This window comes from Phreatobacter sp. (assembly GCF_052440005.1).
Taxonomy (GTDB): domain Bacteria; phylum Pseudomonadota; class Alphaproteobacteria; order Rhizobiales; family Phreatobacteraceae; genus Phreatobacter.
Map to the genome: position 1 here is coordinate 52,663 of NZ_JBQVQL010000009.1, position 23,034 is coordinate 75,696.

Consider the following 23,034-nt stretch of genomic DNA (forward strand, 5'->3'; position numbering starts at 1 on the left):
TCCATGCGAGGGTTGTGACATGAGCGAGCCGAGGGCAGCACGTTTCGAGGGCCGGGTGGCGGCGGTGACGGGAGCGGCCGGCGCGCTCGGGCGGGCGAGCGCCGTCGCCCTGGCGCGGGAAGGGGCCAGGCTCGCCCTCTTCGATCGCGATCCCGCGGGCCTCCAGGAGACCGCCGCGCTCTGCCCCGGCGCCGTCACCGTCACGGGCGACGCGCGCTCCGCGGCCGACGTGCAGCGCTTCGCCGACACGGCGAAGGGCGCCTTCGGGCCCGTCGAGCTGCTGGTCGCCGCGGCCGGTGTCATCGGCCCCTCGAAGATCGCCGTCGACGTCACCGAGGACGAGTTCGATCTCGTCTTCGACATCAACGTGAAGGGCTCCTGGCTCGCCGCGAAATCCTTCATTCCGCAGATGCGGGAGCGTGGCCGTGGCGCGGTGGTGCTGTTCTCCTCCACCGCCGGCCTGCAGGGCTCGCCGGTCTATTCGGTCTATTCGGCCTCCAAGGGCGCGGTGACGCTGCTGACCAAGAGCCTCGCCCTCAACCACGCCACCGAGAACATCCGCGTCAACTGCGTCTGCCCCGGCACGATCGACAGCCCGATGCACCGCCAGGGCATGGCGGCCATCGCCGATCCCGTCCTGCGCGCCGAGCGCGAGGCCTTCCAGAAGTCGAAGCACCCGATGAACCGCTTCGGGCAGCCGGAGGAGGTGGCGGCGGGCGTTCTCTATCTCCTCAGCGACGACGCCTCCTACACGACCGGCCATGCGCTTCCCGTCGATGGAGGCCGTCTTGCCTGATCCGACACGTTTTGCCGGCAAGGTCGCCATCGTCTCGGGCGCGGCCCGCGGCATCGGCGAGGGCATTGCGGAGCGCTTCGCCGCCGAGGGCGCGAAGGTCCTCCTCGTCGACGTCATCCCGGAGGTCGTCGAGACCGCCGCCCGCCTCGGCCAGGTCGCGCTGGTCAAGAGCGTCACCGACCGGGACGCCGGCGAGGTCATGGCAAAGGCGGCGCTCGACGCCTTCGGCCGCATCGACATCCTCGTCAACAATGCCGGCATCGGCGGCTCGAAGCGGCTGATGGAGAGCGACGACGCGCTGATCGACCGCTTCCTCGACACCAATCTCGCCGCGGTGCTGCGCGTCACGCGGGCCGTCGTGCCGCACCTGCCGCGGCCGGGCGGGCGCATCGTCAACATCTCCTCGATCTTCGGCATCACCGGCTACCCCGGCACCACGGCCTATGCGGTGGCGAAGGCCGGCGTCGCCCAGTTCACCCGCCAGCTCGCCGGCGAGCTCGCCCCCGAGGGCATTCTCGTCAACGCCGTGGCGCCCGGCCTCATTGCGACGCCCATGACCACCGGCCACCGGCAGAACGCGCTCTACACGCGGCTCATCGTCGAGGGCACGCCGGTGGAGCGGATGGGAACCCCCGCCGATATCGCGGGGCCCGTGGCGTTCCTCTGCTCCGAGGATGCCGCCTTCGTGACGGGCGCCGTGCTGCCGGTGGACGGCGGCTTCCTGGCGGCCCGCCACGGCAAGATCTAGAACCTGATCCAAGGGAGACGAGACGATGCACGACATGAGCGTCAAATGGCCGAACGGCGCCCGCTGCGCCGTGATGCTGACCTTCGACTTCGACGCCGAGACCCTGTGGACCTCGCGCGATCCGGAGAATGTCCGCCGCCCCGGCGTGCTCAGCCAGGGCCGCTACGGTGCCAAGGTCGGCGTGCCGAAGATCCTCGACACGCTGCGCGACGAGGGGATCAAGTCGACCTTCTTCGTGCCCGGCTGGACGGCGGAGAACCATACCGACCGCGTCGAGATGATCCTGAAGGACGGCCACGAGGTCGCCCACCACTCCTATTCCCACAAATGGGTGAGCGACGATCCCCAGGCGGAAGTCGAGGAGATGGAAAAGGGTCTCGAGGCGCTGAAGCGCACCGTCGGCGTGGTGCCGAAGGGCTACCGCTCGCCGGCCGGCGAAGTCTCGGAAGGGCTGTTCAAGCTCCTGAAGCAGCACAATTTCCTCTACGATTCCTCGCTGATGGACGACATCAACCCCTATCGCCACATCATGCCGGACGGCTCCAAGGGCGTCATCGAACTGCCCTGGCACTGGTCGCTGGACGACGCGCCCTTCGCCCTGTTCTCGGTGAAAACGCCGCGGCCGATCTTCACCAACGAGCACATGCTCTCCGTCTACAAGGAGGAGTTCCGCGAGATCTACAAGTGGGGCGGCCTGTTCGACATGATCTTCCACCCGCAGGTGGGGGGACGTCCGAGCCGCATCGCGCTGATCCGCGAACTCATCGCCTTCATCCGCACCTTCCCCGGCGTGTGGTTCGCGACCGGTGCCGAGGTGGCGGAAGCCTGGTCCAAGGCGCACGAGACGGAGTGAGCCCCAGCGCCGGTATCACGGGGGCGGGCCGGCATTGCTGGCCTGCCTTTCGCCCGCGTTGACAGCCCCCGGGGCCCTCCCTAACCGTGGCGCCCAAGCGGAAAGGCGCCGGCCAACGGCGCTTTAAAGGGGCGGGGAGGGAGCCCGGACGGCGGCGGCGCGTCAAGCGCCGGCGCCCCGACCCTCGCTCACCCGAAACATGCGGCCGGGGGCCGCGGGTGGAGAGGCGTGATGAGCGACAATGAGATGACGGGCGGCGAAGCCCTGGCGCGGATGATCCTCGCCTTCGACGGCGGCCCGATGTTCGGCATGGGCGGCTTCCAGCTCCTGCCCTTCTACGATGCCGCCCGCCGCCTCGGCCTGAAGCACAACCTCATCAACGACGAGCGCGCCGGCGTCTTCGCCGCCGACGCCTATGCCAAGGTCACGGGCCGCGTCGGCCTCGTCGACGCCACCCTCGGACCCGGCGCCACCAACCTCGTCACCGGTCTCGTCGAGGCGCTGAACGCCGGCACGCCGATGGTTGCCATCGTCGGCGACACCCACCGCGACCATTCCTGGAAGAACATGACCCAGGAGAGCCGCCAGCTCGACATCCTGAGGCCCTGCGCCAAGGAGGTGATCCGCGTGGAAGCCATCCACCGCATCCCCGAGCTGATGCGCCGCGCCTTCGCGGTGGCGACCACCGGCCGGCCGGGCCCGGTCATCGTCGACGTGCCGGAGGACATCTGCCACGGCACCCACGGCTTCACCGACGACGATTTCAAGGTCGATCCGGCCCATGGCGGCGCGCCGGCGCTGCGCTGCCGCCCGGACGGTGCTGCGCTGGCGAAGGCCGCGGCGCTTCTCGGCGAGGCCAGCCGGCCGATCGTCCTCGCCGGCGGCGGCGTGCATCTGTCCGGCGCCGCCGAGACGCTGCAGCGCTTCGCAGAGACCTTCTCCATCCCCGTCGCCCACACCATGACGGGCAAGGGCGCCATCGCCTGCACGAGCCCGCTCTCGGCCGGCCTGTTCGGCCGCTACGACCGCATCGCCAACACGCTGATCGAGGAGAGCGACCTCATCCTCGTCGTCGGCTGCAAGCTCGGCGAGATCGCCACCAAGCGTTTCACCGTGCCGCCGAAGGGCAAGCGCATCATCCACCTCGACATCGTCGCCGAGGAGTTCGGCCGCACGGTGCAGCCCGAGGTGACGCTCTGGGGCGACGCCAAGCTCGGCATCGAGGACCTGGCAAGCGCCCTCGCCCCGAAGGCCGAGGCGATCCGCGCGCGGCTCTCGGCCTATGCCGCCGACGTGCCGCAGCGCATGGCCACCTGGCGTGCGGACGTGAACGAGAAGCTGACCTCGGACGAGGTGCCCGTGAGCATGGGGCGCCTGCTGACCGAGATCAATCAGGTGCTGCCGGCCGACGGCTATCTCGTCGCCGACGGCGGCTTCGCCGCGCATTGGGGCGGGCTCCTCTTCGACAGCAAGAAGCCCGGCCGCTCCTTCGTGCCGGACCGGGGCTTTGCCTCCATCGGCTACGGCCTCCCCGGCGCCATGGGCGTCGCCATGGGCGCGCCTGGCAAGAAGGTCATCGGCCTCACCGGCGACGGCGGCTTCAACATGATGCTCGGCGAGATCGAGACGGCCCGCCGCATGGGGCTCGACCTCACCATCATCGTCGTCAACAACGCAGCCTCCGGCTATGTGAAGGCGCTGCAGCACCTCGTCTACGGGCCGGGCGCCTACCATGCTTCCGACCTCGCCGAGACCAACTATGCCGACGCGGCGAAGGCGCTGGGGTGCCACGGCATCCGCGTCGAGCATCCCTCGACGCTGCGCGCGGCACTGGAGGAAGCCTTCGCCACCAAGGGTCCCTCGGTGATCGACGTGGTCGTCACCCGCGATCCCGCCAAGATGCTGCCGGGCGTCGACAACCGCGCCGCGGCCAAGCTGAAGAAGGGCGACCGGCCCGCCTGACGCGGCGCAGCATTGCGGGTTGCCTTCCTCCGGCGGACATGGCCTTAAAGAGCCCTGCGACCGCTGGAGGAACCCCCCGTGAGCATCGGCCTGATCGCACTCCTCGACGACATCGCCGCCCTCGCCAAGGTGGCGGCGGTGACTCTGGACGACGTCGCCGCCCAGGCGACCAAGGCTGCCACGAAGGCTGCAGGCATCGTCATCGACGACGCCGCGGTCACGCCGCGCTACGCGGTCGGCTTCGCCGCGGCCCGTGAACTCCCCATCGTCGGCAAGATCGCGTGGGGATCGCTGAAGAACAAGATGCTGTTCCTGCTGCCGGGCGCGCTGCTGCTGAGCGCGCTCGCCCCTTGGGCGATCACGCCGCTCCTGATGATCGGCGGCCTCTACCTCTGCTACGAGGGTTTCGAGAAAGTGCTGGAGATGGTGGTGCCGCACGGCGAGAAGGCGGCGGCGCCTGACCCCCTCGCCGCCGCTCCCGCCGATGCCGCGGCGCTGGAGAGCCAGCGCGTGGCCGGCGCCATCCGCACCGACTTCATCCTCTCGGCCGAGATCATGGCCATCGCGCTGTCGACGATCACGTCCCCGAGCCTTTGGACCCAGGCCCTGATCCTCGCCGTCGTCGGCCTCGGCATCACCGTGCTGGTCTATGGCGCCGTCGCCCTCATCGTGAAGGCCGACGACGTGGGCCTGGCGCTCGCCCAGAGCAGCCGGCCGGTCACCGGGCTGGGGCATGTGATGCGTGGCCGGCCGACCGAACTGGAGCCGCGCGGCCCGTCAGCCCTCGACCGGGCGGTGAGCCGGCTGACCCAGCCCGTGGGACGCGGGCTCGTCTTCGGCATGCCCTATTTCCTCAAGACACTCAGCCTCGTCGGCACGCTCGCCATGCTCTGGGTCGGCGGCGGCATCATCGTCCACGGCCTCGCGGGCTACGGCCTCGCCGGCATCGAGCACGCGATCCACGGCGTCGCCGTCGCGGTGGCGGCCGTGGTTCCCGCCGTGAAGGCGGCGGTGGAGTGGCTGGTCACGGCGGTGGCCTCAGGCCTCCTCGGCCTGGCGCTCGGCGGCGTCGTCTTCCTCGTCATGCACTATGTCGTCGAGCCGCTCATGCACAGGCGGGGCGCGACCGGAGCGCATTGACGCGGCGCTGCGCAAGTACGCGGCAGTATCCGGCGGCGCCTGACGCCGAATTGGGCGGTATCGAGGTCCGGTATACAATCGGGCCGGGGTTTCGTCTGGCCCGCTCCTTGCTGCGTGTTCCGCGACTTCTGCGGAGCGCGCCATGCGGCAGGCGACCATTCCGGCCGACCCGAGCCCGGTGACGATCGACCTCGATCGCACCGCCCTCGTCGTCATCGACATGCAGCGTGACTTCCTCGAGCCCGGCGGCTTCGGCGCGGCGCTCGGCAACGACGTCTCCAAGCTCGCCCGCGCCGTGGGTCCCATCGCCGCGCTCCTCGCCTTCGCGCGGGCCAACGGCCTCCTCGTCGTCCACACCCGGGAGGGACACCGGCCGGACCTCGCCGACGCGCCGCCGCTGAAGGTGGAGCGGGGCGACCCGGCCCTGCGCATCGGCGCCTGCGGGCCCATGGGGCGGATCCTCGTCCGCGGCGAGCCGGGCCACGACATCATTCCGGAGCTGGCGCCGGCGCCGGGCGAACCGGTGGTCGACAAGCCGGGCAAGGGCGCCTTCTACGAGACTGATCTCGCGCTGATCCTCGGCAACCGGCGCATCGAGACGCTGATCGTCTGCGGGGTGACCACCGAGGTCTGCGTCCACACGACGGTGCGCGAGGCCAACGACCGCGGCTTCCGCTGCCTCGTGCCGGGGGACGCCTGCGCCTCCTATTTCGACGAGTTCCATGCGGTGGGGCTGAGGATGATCGCCGCCCAGGGCGGCATCTTCGGCTTCGTCACCACGACGGGAGACATCACCGCAGCGCTTTGACGACCTGACCATCGAGGGGAGACGAGCATGGCCATGACCGAGACCGCCGCTTCGCGCGGCCAGCCGGCGCTGTGGACGCCGGGCGACTGGAACGCCTTCTTCGGCTTCGGCACCAACATCCTCGTCAACATGCTGGTGCTCACCGGCCTCCTGCGCTTCGTGCTGAAGATGCCGGACAGCCTCGTGTTCGGCCGCATCCTGCCGGCCCTCGGGCTGATGATGGCGCTCTCGACGCTCTACTACGCCTATCTCGCCTGGAAGCTCGCCAAGGAGACCGGGCGCTCGGACGTCTGCGCGCTGCCCTCGGGGGTCAGCGTGCCGCACATGTTCATCGTCACCTTCGTGATCATGCTGCCGATCTCGATCTCGACCGGCGATCCCATCAAGGGCTGGGAGGCGGGGCTCGCCTGGGTGTTCATCCAGTCGATCATCCTGATGGCCGGCGGCTTCATCGCCCCCTACATCCGCAAGGTGACGCCGCGGGCGGCGCTGCTCGGCACGCTCGCCGGCGTCTCCATCGCCTTCATCTCCATGCGCCCGGCGATGGAAATGTACATGACGCCGGTGATCGGCCTCACCTGCTTCGCCATCATCATGCTGTCCTGGTTCGGCGGCTTCCGCTATCCGCGCGGCATCCCCGCCGGGCTCGTCGCCATCGCGGCGGGCATGCTCATCGCCTGGGCTTCGGTGGCCATCGGCATGCCCATCGGCGGCGTCGGGATCGACAAGCTCGGACAGGCCTTCTCGAGCTTCGGCTTCTCGCTGCCGATCCCGGCCATCGGCCACACCTTTTCCGGTTTCCAGTTCCTCGGCATCATCCTGGTCACCGCCATCCCCTTCGGCATCTACGACCTCGTCGAGGCCATGGACAACGTGGAGAGCGCTGAGGCGGCCGGCGACCACTATCCGACCACGCGGGTGCTCACCGCCGACGGCGTCGTCTCGATGATCGGCTGCCTGATGGGCAACCCCTTCATCAACGCGGTCTATATCGGCCATCCCGGCTGGAAGGCCATGGGCGGGCGCATCGGCTATTCGGCGCTCACCGGCGTCATGGTGCTCGTGCTCGCCTGGTTCGGCATCATCGCGCTCCTGACGGCGCTGATCCCGGTCGTCGCCATCGCGCCCATCCTTCTCTACATCGGCATGCTGATCGGCGCGCAGGCCTTCCAGACGACGCCGTCGAGCCATGCGCCGGCGGTGGTGCTGGCGCTCACGCCGCATCTCGCCGCCTGGGCCAAGGTGCTGGTGGACGGCGCGCTGGGGGCCGCCGGCACCAATGCCGCGGCGGTCGGCCTCGACAAGATGGCGCAGGTCGGCGTGCTCTACCATGGCCTCGAGATCATGGGCGGCGGCGCCATCATCACCGGCCTCGTGCTCGGGGCCATCGCCGTCTTCGTCATCGAGAAGAAGTTCGTCGAGGCCGCGCTCTTCGCCGGAGCCGGCGCCCTTCTCACCTTCTTCGGCTTCATGCACGGCGAGGCCGTGGGCTTCGCCCGCTCGCCCGGCGTCGCCTTTGCCTATCTCATGGTGGCCGGGCTGCTCTATGCGGCCTCGCGGAAGGAGGCGCCGGCCGACCGGCCGGCCATGACCACACAACCGGCGGAATAGGGCCGGAACCCGCGGCGGGCCCTGCGCCCGCCGTGGAACCTGCCGGGGTGCCGCCCGTTGACCTCACAGACGAACAGTCCGTGAGGAGAGACGACATGACCCATATCGACCCCCGCGACCCCAATCGGGTGACGGCCGATCCCGTCGCCCCGATGGCCGGTGGCACCGATCCCCGGCAGCCGATGGAGTCCCGCCCCGCGTCGCGCACCGGCTGGGGCCTGCTCGGCGGCCTGGCCGCCGCCCTCGTTCTGGTCTTCGTGATCATGACGATGTTCGGCGGCTCGTCCGATCGCACCGCGACTACGCCGACGACGGAGCGTCCGCCGATCGCCGAGGGCACGCCTGCCGGTGCTCCGGCGACCGATCCGACCGCGACGGGCTCGGTGCCGCGTCCGCAGCCGTCCACGCCGCCTGCGATGCAGCCGGCCCCGGCCCAGCCGGCTCCCGCCCAGCCCGCTCCTGCCGCGCCGGCGACGCCGAACCAGAACTAAGGCTTGCGCGCCTCAGTCCCGCCAGGCCGCTCCCCGATCGGGGGGCGGCCTTTTTCGTGGGGATCCGGTCAGTCGTTGAAGTTGACGACCGCCTGCTCGGAGCGCTCGTCGGCGTAATAGGGATAGACCGCGTAGTCGCGGATGAAGTGCAGCGAAATGTAGAAGGAGATGCGGTTGTCGTCGCCGCTGTTGGAAATGCCGCGGTGGATGGTGCCGCGGCCCATGTAGAGCACCGACATGGGCTTGGCGACGATCTGGTGGACCTGGAAATGATCGACGCTGCGCGCGAGAGCCTCCACGTCCACATTGTCGACGTTCGAGGCCACCTTCTCCAGCGCCTCCTCCGGCGTCGACTCGGGCAGGGTGATGAACTGGGTGGCGTTGCGGTCGGTGAACTGGGTCAGCGGGATCCAGATCGCCGCGGCGTCGGTGGTGTAGTCGACGTGCCAGACCTGCGGCTTCGACCCGACCGGGTTCACCACGAAGCCGTAGCCGTCCATGATGGCGCCCTGCTCGGCGAACTGGCCGGCGGCGGTCTCGCACCAGGCGTGCAACTCTCTCGCCAGCGCCTTGTCGGAGAGCTCCATCATGTCGCCCTCCTCGTCCTCCTGCCAGAGGTTCATCCAGCAGATTTCCTTGGCGGCGATCTGGGCGTCCCACCCGGCGCCCATGGTGCGCTTGAGGTCTTCGTAGGCGCGGGTCAGCAGGGGTCGGGCCTCCTGCGGCACGGTTCCCACATAACGGAAGCCCATGAGTTCGGGCTTCAGCTTCACATAGTCGCGATCATCCATCGTATGCTCCGGCCGTCATCAGCACATAGTGCCACCCCTGCGCAGGGCAGCACCTTTCCGATGAACCCACGCTGAAGGCAGATTGTTGCAGGGTTTCGACAGCCGGTCCCGGCTCCTGTGACGCGGCTGCCGCAGGCGCGTCCCGCGGCCGGCGGGAACGGGTGTCGTGCGGGCGCGTTGGCACACCGCCCCCCTGACCCGGAGAACCACCATGCCGACGCCGGCCGAACTGACCCAGTCCTTCTGGACACACCTGCGCTCCGAGATGACGGTCATGGCGGGGCTCGCCGACGAAGACGGCCACATGCGGCCGCTGACCGCCCAGCTCGACGGCGAGGGAGACCACGGGCCGATCTGGTTCTTCACGGCGAAGGACACCGACATGGCCAAGGCGCTCGGAGCCGAGGCCAGGAAGGGCTCGATCACCCTCACGTCGAAGTCGCACGATCTCTTCGCCTGCGTCCACGGTACCTTCGTGGTCGACAACGACCGCGCCGTCATCGACCGGCTGTGGAACCGCTTCGTCGCCGCCTGGTACGAAGAGGGCAAGGACGATCCGAAGCTCGCCCTGCTGCGCTTCGATCCCGAGAAGGCCGAGATCTGGGAAAACGCCACCAGCCTGTGGGCGGGCTTCAAGCTGATGATCGGGGCCGACCCCAAGGAAGACTACGAGGACAAGGTGGCGAAGGTCGCGATGCGCTGACCGCGCTGTGAGTCCTCGGAGGGCGCTGCGGTCACCGCAGCGCCCTTTTGCGCGTCGTCAGAACACCACCACCGAGCGGATCGACTTGCCCTCGTGCATCAGGTCGAAGGCGGTGTTGATCTCGTCGAGCGGCATGGTGTGGGTGATCAGGCTGTCGATGTCGATCTTCCCCTCCATGTACCAGTCGACGATCTTCGGCACGTCCGTCCTTCCGCGAGCGCCGCCGAAGGCCGAGCCCTTCCAGACGCGGCCGGTGACGAGCTGGAAGGGGCGGGTGGAGATTTCGGTCCCCGAGGGCGCGACGCCGATGAGGATGCTCTCGCCCCAGCCGCGGTGGCAGCACTCGAGGGCCTGGCGCATGGTGTGGACGTTGCCGATGCACTCGAAGGAGAAGTCGGCGCCGCCGCCGGTCAGGTCGACGATGGCCTGCACGACCTTGTCGCGGCCGACCTCGTCCGGATTGACGAAATGGGTCATGCCGAACTTCTTCGCCATCTCGACCTTGGCCGGGTTGAGGTCGACGCCGATGATCTTGTCGGCACCGACCATGCGGGCGCCCTGGATGACGTTGAGGCCGATGCCGCCGAGGCCGAAGACGACGACGTTGGCGCCGGGCCAGACCTTGCCCGTGTAGATCACCGCGCCGATGCCGGTGGTGACGCCGCAGCCGATGTAGCAGATCTTGTCGAAGGGGGCGTCCTCCCGCACCTTCGCCAGGGCGATCTCGGGCAGCACGGTGAAGTTCGAGAAGGTCGAGCAGCCCATGTAGTGGAACACGTCGTTCCGCCCGCGGCCGCCCACCGGCTCGCAGGAGAAGCGCGTGGTCTGGTCGGGCATGAGGCCCTGACCCTGCGTGCCGCGGATGGCGGTGCACAGGTTCGAGCGCTGCGACAGGCAGGTTTTGCAGGAGCGGCACTCCGGCGTGTAGAGCGGAATGACGTGGTCGCCGACCTTCACCGAGGTGACGCCGGCCCCGACCTCGCGCACGATTCCCGCGCCCTCGTGACCGAGGATTGCCGGGAACTTGCCCTCGGAATCGAGCCCTGAGAGCGTGTAGGCGTCGGTGTGGCAGACGCCGGTCGCCATGACCTCCACCAGCACCTCGCCCGCCTTCGGCCCCTCGAGGTCGATGGTCTCGATGGTGAGGGGCTTGCCGGCTTCCCAGGCGACGGCGGCGCGTGTCTTCATGGCTGATCCTTCGAGGGCTTTCTGGCAGGAATGCCGGAGGTGACGATTCGGGCGGATCAGACCATGCAGGGCTGGCCGCCGCAACGGCATGACAGCGCGGCTGGCCGGATGATCCGCCGTCCGGCCGGCGCTCGTAGAGACGCCATCGTCAGGGGAGCCGGACGCATGCAGGCCTTGGATGCACGTCCGGGAACCGCCGAGCTGGTCCTGTGGACCGGCGCCCTCGTCATGGTCCTGATGCTGGCCCTCGCCGCCGTTCTCTGGACGATCGACAAGCGCCTGATCGGGGAGGCGAGCGTCTGGGCGAAGCCCATGAAGTTCGCCGTGTCCCTGGCCATCCACATGGTGACCCTGGCCCTGGTCGTCGGCCTGCTCGGGGCGGGGTGGAGGACGGGAACCCTCCTCGCGCTCGTCGCGGCGGCCTGCGCCCTGGCCTCGCTCGGGGAGATGATCTACATCATCGTCCAGGCGGCCCGGCAGCAGGCCTCGCACTTCAACCTCGCGACGCCCTTCACCCGCGCCATGTACACGGCCATGGCGGCGGGGGCCGTGGTCATCACGCTCAGTGCCGCCGTGGTCGGTGTGGCGGCCTTCCTCGACAGGGAGGCGGCGATCGGGCCGGCCCTGCGGGTGGCAATCCTGCTGGGGTTCGTCGGCGGTGCGATCCTCACCCTGATCACCGCCTTCACCATCGGTGGTCGGCTCAGCCCTCATGTCGGCACCCATCCGCCGGGGGGCGCGCGGATGGGGGTGACGGGCTGGTCGCTCGTGGTCGGCGACCTCAGGGTCGCCCATTTCCTCGCCACGCACATGATCCAGGCGGTCCCGCTCCTCGGGCTCCTCGCCGCGCGCAGCCTGCCGCCGCCCGCCGCCATGGCTGCGGTCTGGATCGCCGCGGCGGGCTGGACCGGACTCGTCTGGCTCGCCTACCAGCAGGCGCTCGCCGGCCGGCCCCTGCCGCGGCTGTTCTGACGCGCCAGGCCTTCCTCCGGCCCGCTTCCCTGATAGGCTCGCCGGCAACGCCTGATGCCGCGCCTCGCCCTGCGCGGCCCATGACCAGGCGGTCCGGAGGATTCCATGAAGGCGCTCGTCATCCACGCTCCCCATGACCTGAGGCTCGAGGAGCGCGAGGTCGCGCCGCTCGGCCCGGGCGAGGTCGCGGTCAGGATCGGGGCGGGCGGCATCTGCGGCTCCGACCTGCACTATTTCCACAACGGCGGGTTCGGCGCGGTGCGCCTGAAGGAGCCGATGATCCTCGGCCACGAGATCGCCGGCACGGTGGAGCGCGTCGGTGCGGACGTCGGATCGGTGAAGCCCGGCGACCGGGTGGCGGTGAGCCCGTCGAGGCCTTGCGGCGCCTGCCGCTACTGCCTCGACGGCATGCCGAACCATTGCCTCAACATGCGGTTCTATGGGTCGGCCATGCCCTTCCCGCACATCCAGGGCGCCTTTCGCGAGGTGCTCGTCTGCGACGCGGTGCAGGCCCACAAGGTGGCGGACGGGGTGAGCCTCGGGGAGGCCGCCTTCTGCGAGCCGCTGGCGGTCTGCCTGCACGCGGCGCGGCGGGCCGGGCCGCTCCTCGGCAAGCGCGTCCTCGTTACCGGCTGTGGCCCGATCGGGGCGCTGTGCATCCTCGCCGCGCGGGCGGCGGGGGCGGCAGAGGTGGTGGCGACCGACGTCGCCGACGCGACGCTGGCGGTGGTCAGGGGGATGGGGATCGCAACGACGCTGAACACCGCCGCGGACCCGGACGCCCTGAAACCCTACGAGGCGGACAAGGGCACCTTCGACGTGCTGTTCGAGGCGTCCGGCAACATGAAGGCGCTGACGGGAGCCCTCGCGGCGCTCAGGCCGGGCGCCGTCATCGTCCAGGTCGGCACGGGCGGTGACTTCACCCTGCCGATCTCGGTGCTGGTGGCGAAGGAGCTGGAGCTGCGCGGCACGTTCCGCTTCCACAGCGAATTCGCGACCGCCGTGGCGATGATCGGCGAGCGGCGGATCGACGTGCGCCCGCTGCTCACCGCAACGCTGCCGATGGAACAGGCGGTGGAAGCCTTCCACCTCGCCTCGGACAGGTCGAAGGCGATGAAGGTTCAGATCGCCTTCGGGTGAGGGCGAGGGGCCTCCGCTGGCCGCTTGTACCCTGACAGCAAAAGGCCCGGCGCGGGGCCGGGCCTTTCGTCATGAGAGAGGTCGATCGCCTCAGGACGGATTGACCGTCGCGTCGATGACGTTCGACAGCTTGTCGGCGATCTGGGCGATGTCGTCCTCGGTGACGATGAAGGGCGGGGTCACCACCAGGCAGTCGCCGGAGGTGCGGACCATCATGCCCTCGTCGTGGAAGGCCTTGTCCATGGCGACGAAGGCGCGCTTGCCCGGCGCATCCTTCCAGCCCTCGAAGTCGACGGCGGCGGTGAGGCCGACCTGGCGGATGTCGAGTACGCCCGGCTTGCCCTTGAGCTTGGAGAAGATCGCGTCGGCCCAGACCGGCTCCAGCGCCTTGGAGCGCTCGAAGAGGCCCTCGTCGCGGTAGAGGTCGAGTGTGGCGAGGCCGGCGGCGCAGGCCAGCGGATGGGCCGAGTAGGTGTAGCCGTGGAACAGCTCCACCACATGCTCGGGGCCGGTCATGAAGGCGTCGTGGACGTGCTTGCGGGCGACGACGCCGCCCATGGGCGCGGCGGCGTTGGTGACGCCCTTGGCGAAGGTCATGAGATCCGGGATGACGCCGTAGCGCTCCGAAGCGAAGGGCGCGCCGAGGCGGCCGAAGCCGGTGATGACCTCGTCGAAGATCAGCAGGATGTCGTGCTTGTCGCAGAGCTCGCGCAGGCGCTTCAGGTAGCCCTGGGGCGGCGGCAGGACGCCGGTGGAGCCGGCCATCGGCTCGACCATGACGGCGGCGATGGTGGAGGCGTCGTGCAGCGCGACGATGCGCTCCAGCTCGTCGGCGAGATGGGCGCCCCACTCCGGCTCGCCCTTGGAGAAGGCCTGCTTCTCGCGGTTGTAGGTGTGCGGGAGGTGGTCGGCGCCGGCCAGCATGGAGCCGTAGACGCGGCGGTTGGCGACGATGCCGCCGACCGTGATGCCGCCGAAGCCGACGCCGTGATAGCCGCGCTCGCGGCCGATGAGACGGGTCTTGGAGGCCTTGCCGCGGGCGTGCCAGTAGGCGATCGCCATCTTCAGCGCGGTGTCGGCGGCTTCCGAGCCGGAGTTGCAGAAGAAGACGTGGTCGAGGTCGCCGGGGGCGAGCGCGGCGATGCGGCTCGCCAGCTCGAAGGCCTTGGGATGGCCGAACTGGAAGGTCGGGGCGAAGTCGAGCTCGGCCGCCTGCTTCTGGATGGCCTCGACGATCGGCTCGCGCGAATGGCCGGCGCTCGAGCACCACAGGCCCGCCGTGGCGTCGATCACCTGCTTGCCCTCGGGCGTGTAGTAGTAGAGCCCCTTGGCGCGGGCGACCATGCGCGGGCGCGCCTTGAACGAGCGGTTGGCCGTGAACGGCATCCAGAAGGCCTGGAGGTCGTTCGGAATGGCGGTGGTGCTGGCGTCGTCGCCGACCACACGCAGCGCGCTCGTCTTGGACATGGAAAAAATCTCCGGAATGGCCGTGGTGTGGAACGACCATACCAAGTGGCTGAGATGGAGCAAGGCGGAGAAAGCGAAGGGGAGGGATGCGGGGGCGGCCTGACCTCCGGGCCGCCCCGCCCCGGCCGGCGGGAGCGGACGACGTGCGGACGGGTGCGGATTCACACGCTCTTGCGCCGGGCCGCCGGGCTCCGCTCGATGACGCATCGCATCGGCGGGGAGGACGACAGGGTGTGGGGGCGTGCGCGGTCTCGCTCGACGCGGATGAGAGCCCCCTTCGCCCTGGCGCTGTGGGTGCTCCTCGCCCTGGCGGCGGCCGATCCGTCGCTGGCCCAGGGGCGCGTCGGCCTCGACAGGCTGCTCGACAGGAGCGGTCCAGACGCCGTGCAGGACATCTGCACGGCGGTTCGGCGCAATCCCGCCTCTCTGTCCGGAGCCGCCTATCCCGGCCCGGCGCATGAGCGCATCCTCGACGCCGCCCGCAGCGCCTGCGCCACCGGCGTCATGCACATCCGCCACTACCCGCTCGGCGTGCGCGGGCGGGAGACGGGGTGCGAGGGAAACCGCCTCGAGCTTCCCCGCCAGGAGTTCAACTTCCTCGGGCACGCCATCACCGAGATTTCCAAGGCGGTCGGCAGGCCGCTCGCCATCATCATCGACTGCGTGGCGATCGACGAGCTGACCTTCGGCCACTACGAGGCCGACGTCACCGACGACCTCAACGCCCGGATCGGCAAGCTGATCATCCGGGACTCGGTCCTCGAACGGGTGTCCCTCTCGCACCTCGCCATCGACGACGTGCTGCAGATCTCGCAATCGCAGATCGCGAGCCTCCACCTCGCCTCGCTGCGCGTCGGCGGCGACGTGGTCGTGGGCTCCTCCACCTTCGGCACGACGTGGATCGTCAATTCGCGCGTCGACAACAACCTCGTCTTCTCCGGGACCCGTTTCACCCGAACCTTCACCCTCAATCGCGTCTCCGTAGGGCGGAACCTCTACTTCGGCTACAGCCTCAGCGACTACGCGATGACCAAGGGCATGAACACGGGCGGCGCGGAGGCCGACGTCAGCCTCTTCAGCATGAGCGAGGTGACGGCGGGCGCGCTGATCTCGTTCAACGACGCCCGGATCGCCGCCACCAGCGAGATCACCCTGAACGGCCTGCGCGCCCGCGGCCTGACACTCCGCGCGACGGAATTCTCCATGCCCCAGCGGCGCAGTGCCCGCCCGCCGGCCGTCGTGCCGGCGGAGCGGAAGCCGGCCGATGGCCAGGGCGCGGTGCCGGCAGCCCCCGAGCCGGTGCCGAGCGGGGCCTTGCCGGTCCCCCCGCCGCGGCGGGTCAACATCGTCGGCGCGCGCATCTCGGACGAGGTGGAGCTGACCGGAGTCAGGGTCGCCGTCCCCTTCGTGGCCGCCGGGCTCGCCGCCGGCCGGGTCGAGGTGCAATCGTCCACCTTCGCCGCGGGTCTGTCGCTGCCGTCCTGCGATGTCGGCCGCCTCGCCTTCCTCGCCTCGACCGAGGAGCCGGACGTCGAGAACAGCGTGGCGGGACGGCTCGACCTCTCCGACTGCCGCTTTCGCGAGGCCGTGCTGGCCCATGCCGAGTTCCGCGACGTCGACTGCTCGGGCTGCCGGTTCGAGAACTATCTGCAGCTCGCGGCCACCTTCCGCTCGTTCGTCAACCTGGAGGGCGCCACCCTCGTCGGCGGGCTGCGCTTCGGGGCCGGACAGCGGGCGCCGCGCTGGCTGCCGACCGCCTCGCTGTCCCTCGCGGGGGTGAAGACGCCCCGCATCCACCTGAACGTCGAGGACCTGTCCTATGCGGCGGCCGGCCGTTCCGGCACCACGACGGGCGCGCCGGTGCGGACCAAGCTCTCGGGGGCCGAGTATCAGTATCTCGCGCCCCGCGTCGCCAGCGAGGCGGAGCCGTCCCCGTCGCTCCGGCCGGCGCGGAGCGCCTTCGCCCTGCAGGACGTCGCCTGGCTCCGCCGGTGGCTCCTGAGCGGCATGGTCACCTTCGATCCCCAGCCCTTCGCCAACCTGTCTCGGGTTCTCGTCGATGGCGGCAACCGCGATGCCGCCAACGATCTGCACGTCCACAGGGTGGGGGCGCTCCTGGCGCAGAGCGACTCGCTGGCGAGCCGCATCAAGCTGGTGGTGGGCTGGCCGATCGGCTGGGGCTACAAGCCGGATTGGGTCATCTACGGGCTGATCGTCCTGACCACCCTGGGGGCGCTCGTCTGGGGCTGGCTGGCCTGGCCGCGCCACGCTCCCACCGGGGTGCGGCTGCGGGGACCGGAATGGCCCGCCGCCGTCCGGGCCTACGCCGCCTTCGGCAGCATCTGCGTCGCGGCCTCGGTGTTCCGTCTGTTTCCGAACTTCTCGGACATCTGGAAGATCGTGCCGCCGCTCGGCACCGACGACAGTGGCGAGCCCACCATGCCGCGCTATTTCATCCTGCATACCATCGTCGGCTCCCTCCTCGTCTTCCTGCTCCTGACACCGCTGGTCGGCCTCTTCGATTGAGACGCGGCGATGCGCGGCTTCCCAGGGCCCGCTCCCGTGCGGCCTTGCGCAGCCGCCTGCGCGCTCCTATTCTAGTCTAGAATTATTCCAATCAAGGCCACCGCCATGCTCAGCCGCTTCTCCATTCCCGGCTTCGGCTCCAGGCGCCGTTTCGACGATCTCAGCGAGCAGGAGATCCTGGCGCTGGCCATCTCCGCCGAGGAGGAGGACGGGCAGATCTACCGCGCCTATGCGGCCAGGCTCGCGGCGCAGTATCCGCGTTCGGCCGCCGTCTTCCAGGGCATGGCGGCGACCGAGGACACCCATCGACGCCGGCTGATCGAGGCCTACCAGCGCCGCTTCGGCGAGTTCATCATCCCGATCCGGCGCGAGCACGTGGCGGGCTACATCGCCCGCAACCCGATCTGGCTGGTCGAGAATCTCGGCCTCGACCGGGTGCGCGAGGAGGCCGCCGACATGGAGCGGCAGGCCGGGGCCTTCTATGTCGCCGCCGCGGCGCGGGCGACCGATGCCGAGACGCGCAAGCTCCTGGGTGACCTCGCGGCCGCCGAGGCCGGCCACGAGCGCGAGGCGAATGCGCTGGCCGCCGAACATCTCACGGAGGAGGGTCGCGCCGGCGAGGATGCCGCCGCCCATCGCCAGTTCGTGCTGACCTGGGTGCAGCCGGGCCTCGCCGGCCTGATGGACGGGTCGGTGTCGACACTGGCGCCGATCTTCGCCACCGCCTTCGCCACCCAGAACCCCTGGACGACCTTCCTCGTCGGGCTCTCGGCCTCGATCGGCGCGGGCATCTCCATGGGGTTCACCGAGGCCGCGCACGACGACGGCAAGGTGTCGGGGCGCGGCGCGCCGTGGAAGCGCGGCATCGCCTCGGGCGTGATGACGACGGTCGGCGGGCTCGGCCACGCGCTGCCCTATCTGATTCCGAACTTCTGGACCGCCACGGCCATCGCCTTCGCCGTGGTCTTCATCGAACTCTGGGCCATCGTCTGGATCCAGAACCGCTACATGGAGACGCCCTTCCTCCGGGCGACCTTCCAGATCGTGCTGGGCGGCGGGCTGGTGCTGGCGGCCGGCATCCTCATCGGCGGCGCCTGAAGGCGAAAACAGAAAGGCCGCCCCGTCGTGAGACGGAGCGGCCCCTCCTGTCCGCTCGTGTCGAGCGCCGCGGCGGGGCGCTGTTACGCTTGCCCGCCGCAAGGACAGCCGCAGGGCCCGGAGGCCCGGCGGCGAAGCTCACATCACCACCACCCGGGTTCCGACCCGCACGCGGCCGTAGAGGTCGATCACGTCCTCGTTGCGCATGCGGAAACAGCCGGAGGAGACCGCCTGGCCGATGGTCCAGGGCTCGTTGGAGCCGTGGATGCGGTAGAGCGACGAGCCGAGATAGAGGGCCCGGGCGCCGAGCGGATTGGCGGGGCCGCCGGCCATGAAGCGCGGCAGGTCCGGGCGGCGGCGCAGCATCTCGGCGGGCGGGCGCCAGTCCGGCCACTCGGCCTTGCGGGTGACGGTCTTGGTGCCGCGCCAGCCGAAGCCGGGACGGCCGATGCCGACGCCGTAGCGCATGGCCGTGCCGCCGGCCTGGACGAGATAGAGATGCCGCTCGGCGGTGTTGATGACGATGGTGCCGGGGCGGTGGCTCGTCTGGAAGGGCACCTGCTGCGGCAGGAAGCGCGGATCGATGCCGCGGGCGGGGGCCGAGCGGGGCGTCGCCTCGCGCTGCGGCTCGGAAGTCTGTGGCCGGAGCGGGCGCACCGGCTCGAGATCGGGTGCGACGCCGTGCGAGGCCCTGAGGTGGGCCGGCGAGGTCGGTGCGGCGTAGGTCGGTGCGGCATAAGCGGGAGCGCCCTGGCGCCGGGCGCCGGCAATGGGGCCGGCGGGCTGGCCGCCGTTGTAGAGAAACTCGATGAAGCCGCCGCCGAGATCACGGCGGGCGCCGGCGATCTGCGCGGAAGCGTCGGAGGTGGTGCCGAGAAGGCAGAGCGCCGCCACGGCGGCCATCAAACGGAAAGGGGACATCGCCGAACTCTGAACGCTGGACGGGGCGACGGGGCAAGATGCCCGGCGTCTCCTGAGCCTTCAGCAGAACACCGCAAGCGCCCTTGGAATGGTAAACGCGGGCCGGGGCGAACATCCTTTTCGTGTTCTCACCGGGATCGGCCTGATTTTACGGTTAAGCGCATGTAAAGGCCGGGCAGATGCGACGGGAAGACGCCCGCAACCCGCAGCAGGAGATCGTTAACCCTGATCGACTTTCACATTGTGCCTGAACTTTCTGTGGCATTGCGGTGGAACCGGCTCTTAACTCCCCGGCGGTACCGTCGTCCGGACCGGTCGCTCAGGCCGGTGGCGAAGAATTGCCCGGATCGTCCATGCGCGCCCAAAAAAGAGCCTTCCGCATCGAAGTGATCTCCCAGCCGGAGACCTCGCCGCATCCCAAAGGCGCCTCCGCCAACGGCGGACATCACGAGATCCTCTCCGAGATCAAGCAGCTGCGCGCCCTCATCCGTCCGCCGGAGGAGGTGTCCAAGCAGATGATCGACGCCTATCGGGCCGAGATGCAGGAGGCGATCAAGCTGAAGGCCGAGCTCGACCAGATCTGGCAGGCCATCGACCAGACCAAGCACGAGATCGCCACGCTCCACGTCACCGGCTTCAAGGGCAAGCAGATGACGCGCGTGACCCACGAGCTCGACGCCATCGTCACGGGCACCGAAGAGGCGACTGAGGGCATCCTGTCCGCCGCCGAGAGCATCGACCAGATCGCCAGCCAGCTCTCCGCCAAGCTCAAGAGCACCCAGGACAAGGCGGCGATCGACGACATCCAGCAGAAGATCATCACCGTCTTCGAGCACTGCAACTTCCAGGACCTCACGGGCCAGCGCATCACCAAGGTGGTGAACACGCTGAAGTTCATCGAGGACCGGATCATGAAGATGATGGAGATCTGGGGCGGCCTCGACAGCTTCAAGGACATCGCGGTGGAGGACATCGCCGAGGCTACCGGCGACGCGGCCCTGCTCAATGGTCCCAAGCTCTCCGAGGATGCCGGCCACGCCAGCCAGGACGACATCGACGCCCTGTTCAACTGACTTCGATCACGGCCGCTTGTTTCCCGCCTTCAAATCAGCAAGCGGCCGCCGCGATTCCGCCCGGCCCTGCCGGCATGTAGCATCGGTGTTTTCACGCCCCCGCTGATTCGGGATCGATGCTGTCCAGGCCCCTCTTCCTCGTCGTCGCCGTTCTCGCCCTGGCTCCTGCCGGGCCGGTCGCGGCCGAGCCGTCGACGCCGGCCGAGCGCGCCGAGACCGAGCGCCGCGAGCGCCAGCGCGAGCTGGAGGCGATCCACGCCGACATCACACGCAGCGCCGCCGACCGCGCCCGCGTCGAGGCCGAGGTCACCGCCTTGCGCAACGACCGCGCCGCGCTCGTGCGCTCCAGCATCGATACGGCCGTCAGGGTGCGCGCCGGCGAGGAGCGGATGGCGGCGATCGAGGACAACCTGACCGGGCTCGACGCCCGCCAGCTCACCCTGCGCCAGTCGCTGCACGACCGCCGCCAGCTCATCGCCGAGGTGCTCGCCTCGCTGCAGCGCATGGGCCGCCGCCCGCCGCCCGCCATGCTGGTCGGCCCCGACGACGTGCTGAAGAGCGTGCGCACCGCCATGCTGCTCGGCACGCTGGTGCCGGAGATGCGCGAGGCGGTCACGGTGCTGGCGCGCGACCTCGAGGAGCTTTCGAGCCTGCGCACCCGCATCGCCACCGAACGCGACCACCTGCGTCGCGAGGCGGTGACGCTCCGCGCCGAGCGGGTGCGGCTCGATGCCCTCGCCGAGGCCCGCCGCGGCCAGGTCACGGCCGGCGAACAGTCGCTGGAGGCGGAGAAGGCACGGGCGGCGACGCTCGCCCGCCAGGCCGCCGATCTCGAACATTTGATAGGACGGATGGAGACGGAGATCAGCGCCGCGCACCGCGCCGCGGAGGCCGCCCGCACCACCACGGTCACCCGCGGACCGGCCGTCGTGGACCGGCGCCAGCAGATGGCTGCGTTGCAGAACGCGGCGCGGATGAACCCCGCCATCCCCTTCGAACAGGCACGCGGCGGCCTTTCCCTGCCGGTCCTCGGCGTCCGCCTCCGCGAGTTCGGCGATCCCGACGGGCTCGGCGGCGCCGAACGCGGCCTGTCGATCGCGACGCGGCCGGCGGCCTCCGTGACCGCGCCGGCGGACGGATGGGTGGTCTATTCGGGTCCGTTCCGGACCTACGGCCAACTCTTGATCCTGAACGCCGGCGGCGGGTATCATCTCGTTCTGGCCGGCATGGACAGGATCACGGTCGATCTTGGACAGTTCGTGCTGGCGGGGGAGCCGGTCGGTGTGATGGGCCATGCCCCGCCGCCAGCCTCCGCGGTGACGACGGGCTCATCCCAGCCCGTTCTCTACGTCGAGTTCCGGAAAGACGGGTCGAGTGTCGACCCAGCGCCATGGTGGACCACGAGGACACCGGGCGTGCAGGCCACTGAAAGGGTTCGCGGATGATGCGCAGAGCTTCGATCCTCCTCGCCGGCGCCGCCATGGGCGCGCTGGCCACCGTCGCGGTCACGCAACCCCGGGCCATTCTCGGGATGACCGCCAACGCCGCGGCCTCCGACACCTACCGGCACATCAACCTGTTCGGCGACATCTTCGAGCGCGTGCGCACCGACTATGTCGAGAAGCCGGACGACGCCAAGCTGATCGAGAGCGCCATCAACGGCATGCTCACCGGCCTCGACCCGCATTCGAGCTTCATGGATGCGCGCAACTTCCGCGACATGCAGGTGCAGACCCGCGGCGAGTTCGGCGGCCTCGGCATCGAGGTGACGCAGGAGGAGGGCCTGATCAAGGTCGTCTCCCCGATCGACGACACCCCGGCCTCCAAGGCGGGCATCCTCGCCAACGACATCATCACCCACATCGACGCCGAGCCGATCCAGGGCCTCACCCTGCAGCAGGCGGTGGAGAAGATGCGCGGCCCGGTGGGCTCGAAGATCACCATCCGCGTCACCCGCTCCGGCGCGGCGCCGCGCGACATCGAGATCACCCGCGACCGCATCGTCATCCGCGCCGTGCGCCACCAGATTCTCGGTGACGACGTCGGCTACGTGCGCATCACCCAGTTCAACGAGCAGACGACCGAGAACCTGCGCAGGGCCATCGAGGACATCAAGTCCAAGGTGCCCGCCGAGAAGCTGCGCGGCTACGTGCTCGACATGCGCAACAATCCCGGCGGCCTGCTCGACCAGTCCGTCTCGGTCTCCGACGCCTTCCTGGAGCGCGGCGAGATCGTCTCGACCCGCGGCCGCAACGCCGAGGAGACCCAGCGCTGGAACGCCCGCGGCGGCGACCTGACCGCCGGCAAGCCGATCATCGTGCTGATCAACGGCGGTTCGGCCTCGGCCTCCGAGATCGTCGCCGGCGCCCTACAGGACCACAAGCGCGCGTCGGTGCTCGGCACGCGTTCGTTCGGCAAGGGGTCGGTGCAGACCATCATCCCGCTCGGCAGCCAGGGCGCCCTGCGCCTGACCACGGCGCGCTACTACACCCCGTCGGGCCGCTCGATCCAGGCGCGCGGCATCGATCCGGACATCGTGCTGGAGCAGCCGGTGCCGGAGGCGATGCGCGCCCGCCTGCAGGAGAACCGCGGCGAGGCGGGCCTGCGCGGCCACCTGCGCAACAACGCGACAGAGGGTACGGAGGAGCGCTCGGCCTCCTCGGTCTACGTGCCGCCGGAGCAGAAGGACGACGTCCAGATCGGGCGCGCCCTCGAACTGCTGCGCGGCACCGCGACCGACCCGGCC

Annotated in this window: 20 protein-coding genes; 16 read left to right on the top strand and 4 right to left on the bottom strand. The window is 69.8% G+C overall.

What is annotated here, in order from left to right; translation table 11 throughout:
• Positions 1–19: 19 nt before the first annotated feature.
• From ACT6XY_RS04010 to ACT6XY_RS04045, 8 genes are all read left to right on the top strand, one after another.
• Positions 20–796, top strand: a complete 777-nt coding sequence (locus ACT6XY_RS04010; RefSeq protein WP_444747041.1) for an SDR family NAD(P)-dependent oxidoreductase — start codon at positions 20–22, stop codon at positions 794–796.
• Positions 789–1,544, top strand: a complete 756-nt coding sequence (locus tag ACT6XY_RS04015) for an SDR family NAD(P)-dependent oxidoreductase (protein ID WP_444747042.1) — start codon at positions 789–791, stop codon at positions 1,542–1,544. The genes ACT6XY_RS04010 and ACT6XY_RS04015 overlap by 8 nt, the downstream gene beginning before the upstream one ends.
• Positions 1,545–1,569: 25 nt before the next feature.
• The gene (locus ACT6XY_RS04020; RefSeq protein WP_444747043.1) at positions 1,570–2,397 is read left to right on the top strand and encodes a polysaccharide deacetylase family protein; all 828 of its coding nucleotides are present in this window, start codon (positions 1,570–1,572) and stop codon (positions 2,395–2,397) included.
• A 231-nt stretch (positions 2,398–2,628) separates the two neighbouring features.
• Positions 2,629–4,359 carry a thiamine pyrophosphate-binding protein gene (locus ACT6XY_RS04025; RefSeq protein ID WP_444747044.1) on the top strand — a complete coding sequence of 577 codons (1,731 nt, stop codon included), beginning with the start codon at positions 2,629–2,631 and terminating at the stop codon, positions 4,357–4,359.
• A gap of 78 nt (positions 4,360–4,437) precedes the next feature.
• Complete coding sequence (locus ACT6XY_RS04030) at positions 4,438–5,499, top strand: DUF808 domain-containing protein (protein WP_444747045.1); 1,062 nt, start codon at positions 4,438–4,440, stop codon at positions 5,497–5,499.
• Between the two features lie 142 nt (positions 5,500–5,641).
• Positions 5,642–6,307 carry a cysteine hydrolase family protein gene (locus tag ACT6XY_RS04035; protein ID WP_444747046.1) on the top strand — a complete coding sequence of 222 codons (666 nt, stop codon included), beginning with the start codon at positions 5,642–5,644 and terminating at the stop codon, positions 6,305–6,307.
• Between the two features lie 27 nt (positions 6,308–6,334).
• The gene (locus tag ACT6XY_RS04040) at positions 6,335–7,918 is read left to right on the top strand and encodes a regulator (RefSeq protein ID WP_444747047.1); all 1,584 of its coding nucleotides are present in this window, start codon (positions 6,335–6,337) and stop codon (positions 7,916–7,918) included.
• A 95-nt stretch (positions 7,919–8,013) separates the two neighbouring features.
• A complete protein-coding gene (locus tag ACT6XY_RS04045) occupies positions 8,014–8,409 on the top strand; it encodes a hypothetical protein (RefSeq protein ID WP_444747048.1) in 396 nt (131 codons plus the stop codon).
• A 68-nt stretch (positions 8,410–8,477) separates the two neighbouring features.
• Here ACT6XY_RS04045 and ACT6XY_RS04050 read toward each other — a convergent pair whose 3' ends face one another.
• The gene (locus tag ACT6XY_RS04050; protein ID WP_444747049.1) at positions 8,478–9,200 is read right to left on the bottom strand and encodes a hypothetical protein; all 723 of its coding nucleotides are present in this window, start codon (positions 9,198–9,200) and stop codon (positions 8,478–8,480) included.
• A 211-nt stretch (positions 9,201–9,411) separates the two neighbouring features.
• On the opposite strand from ACT6XY_RS04050, the gene ACT6XY_RS04055 reads away from it, so the two are divergent.
• Positions 9,412–9,903, top strand: a complete 492-nt coding sequence (locus tag ACT6XY_RS04055; protein ID WP_444747050.1) for a pyridoxamine 5'-phosphate oxidase family protein — start codon at positions 9,412–9,414, stop codon at positions 9,901–9,903.
• A 57-nt stretch (positions 9,904–9,960) separates the two neighbouring features.
• Here the strand turns inward: ACT6XY_RS04055 and ACT6XY_RS04060 are convergent, their stop codons facing one another.
• Positions 9,961–11,091: an S-(hydroxymethyl)glutathione dehydrogenase/class III alcohol dehydrogenase gene (locus ACT6XY_RS04060; protein WP_444747051.1), complete on the bottom strand. Its 1,131-nt coding sequence runs from the start codon at positions 11,089–11,091 to the stop codon at positions 9,961–9,963.
• Between the two features lie 165 nt (positions 11,092–11,256).
• Here ACT6XY_RS04060 and ACT6XY_RS04065 point away from each other — a divergent pair, with 165 nt between their 5' ends.
• Positions 11,257–12,063 carry a hypothetical protein gene (locus tag ACT6XY_RS04065; RefSeq protein WP_444747052.1) on the top strand — a complete coding sequence of 269 codons (807 nt, stop codon included), beginning with the start codon at positions 11,257–11,259 and terminating at the stop codon, positions 12,061–12,063.
• A gap of 105 nt (positions 12,064–12,168) precedes the next feature.
• Positions 12,169–13,203 carry an L-idonate 5-dehydrogenase gene (locus tag ACT6XY_RS04070; RefSeq protein ID WP_444747053.1) on the top strand — a complete coding sequence of 345 codons (1,035 nt, stop codon included), beginning with the start codon at positions 12,169–12,171 and terminating at the stop codon, positions 13,201–13,203.
• A gap of 90 nt (positions 13,204–13,293) precedes the next feature.
• Here ACT6XY_RS04070 and ACT6XY_RS04075 read toward each other — a convergent pair whose 3' ends face one another.
• Positions 13,294–14,670: an aspartate aminotransferase family protein gene (locus tag ACT6XY_RS04075; RefSeq protein WP_444747054.1), complete on the bottom strand. Its 1,377-nt coding sequence runs from the start codon at positions 14,668–14,670 to the stop codon at positions 13,294–13,296.
• A 264-nt stretch (positions 14,671–14,934) separates the two neighbouring features.
• Between ACT6XY_RS04075 and ACT6XY_RS04080 the strand changes: the two genes are divergently transcribed.
• Positions 14,935–17,196, top strand: coding sequence for a pentapeptide repeat-containing protein (locus ACT6XY_RS04080; RefSeq protein WP_444747055.1), 2,262 nt, complete (start codon positions 14,935–14,937; stop codon positions 17,194–17,196).
• A gap of 105 nt (positions 17,197–17,301) precedes the next feature.
• Complete coding sequence (gene mbfA, locus ACT6XY_RS04085; protein WP_444747056.1) at positions 17,302–18,294, top strand: iron exporter MbfA; 993 nt, start codon at positions 17,302–17,304, stop codon at positions 18,292–18,294.
• 138 nt (positions 18,295–18,432) lie between these two features.
• Here mbfA and ACT6XY_RS04090 read toward each other — a convergent pair whose 3' ends face one another.
• Positions 18,433–19,215: a L,D-transpeptidase gene (locus ACT6XY_RS04090; RefSeq protein ID WP_444747057.1), complete on the bottom strand. Its 783-nt coding sequence runs from the start codon at positions 19,213–19,215 to the stop codon at positions 18,433–18,435.
• Positions 19,216–19,568: 353 nt separating this feature from the next.
• Between ACT6XY_RS04090 and ACT6XY_RS04095 the strand changes: the two genes are divergently transcribed.
• The 3 genes from ACT6XY_RS04095 to ACT6XY_RS04105 all read left to right on the top strand — a co-directional run.
• Positions 19,569–20,288 (top strand): protein phosphatase CheZ, encoded by a 720-nt coding sequence (locus ACT6XY_RS04095; RefSeq protein ID WP_444747058.1) that lies wholly within the window; start codon positions 19,569–19,571, stop codon positions 20,286–20,288.
• Between the two features lie 116 nt (positions 20,289–20,404).
• Entirely contained in the window at positions 20,405–21,733 is a 1,329-nt protein-coding gene (locus tag ACT6XY_RS04100) for a murein hydrolase activator EnvC family protein (RefSeq protein WP_444747059.1), read from the top strand.
• Positions 21,730–23,034: S41 family peptidase (locus tag ACT6XY_RS04105; RefSeq protein WP_444747060.1), on the top strand; the 1,305-nt coding region annotated here is incomplete at its 3' end. The genes ACT6XY_RS04100 and ACT6XY_RS04105, both read left to right, overlap by 4 nt.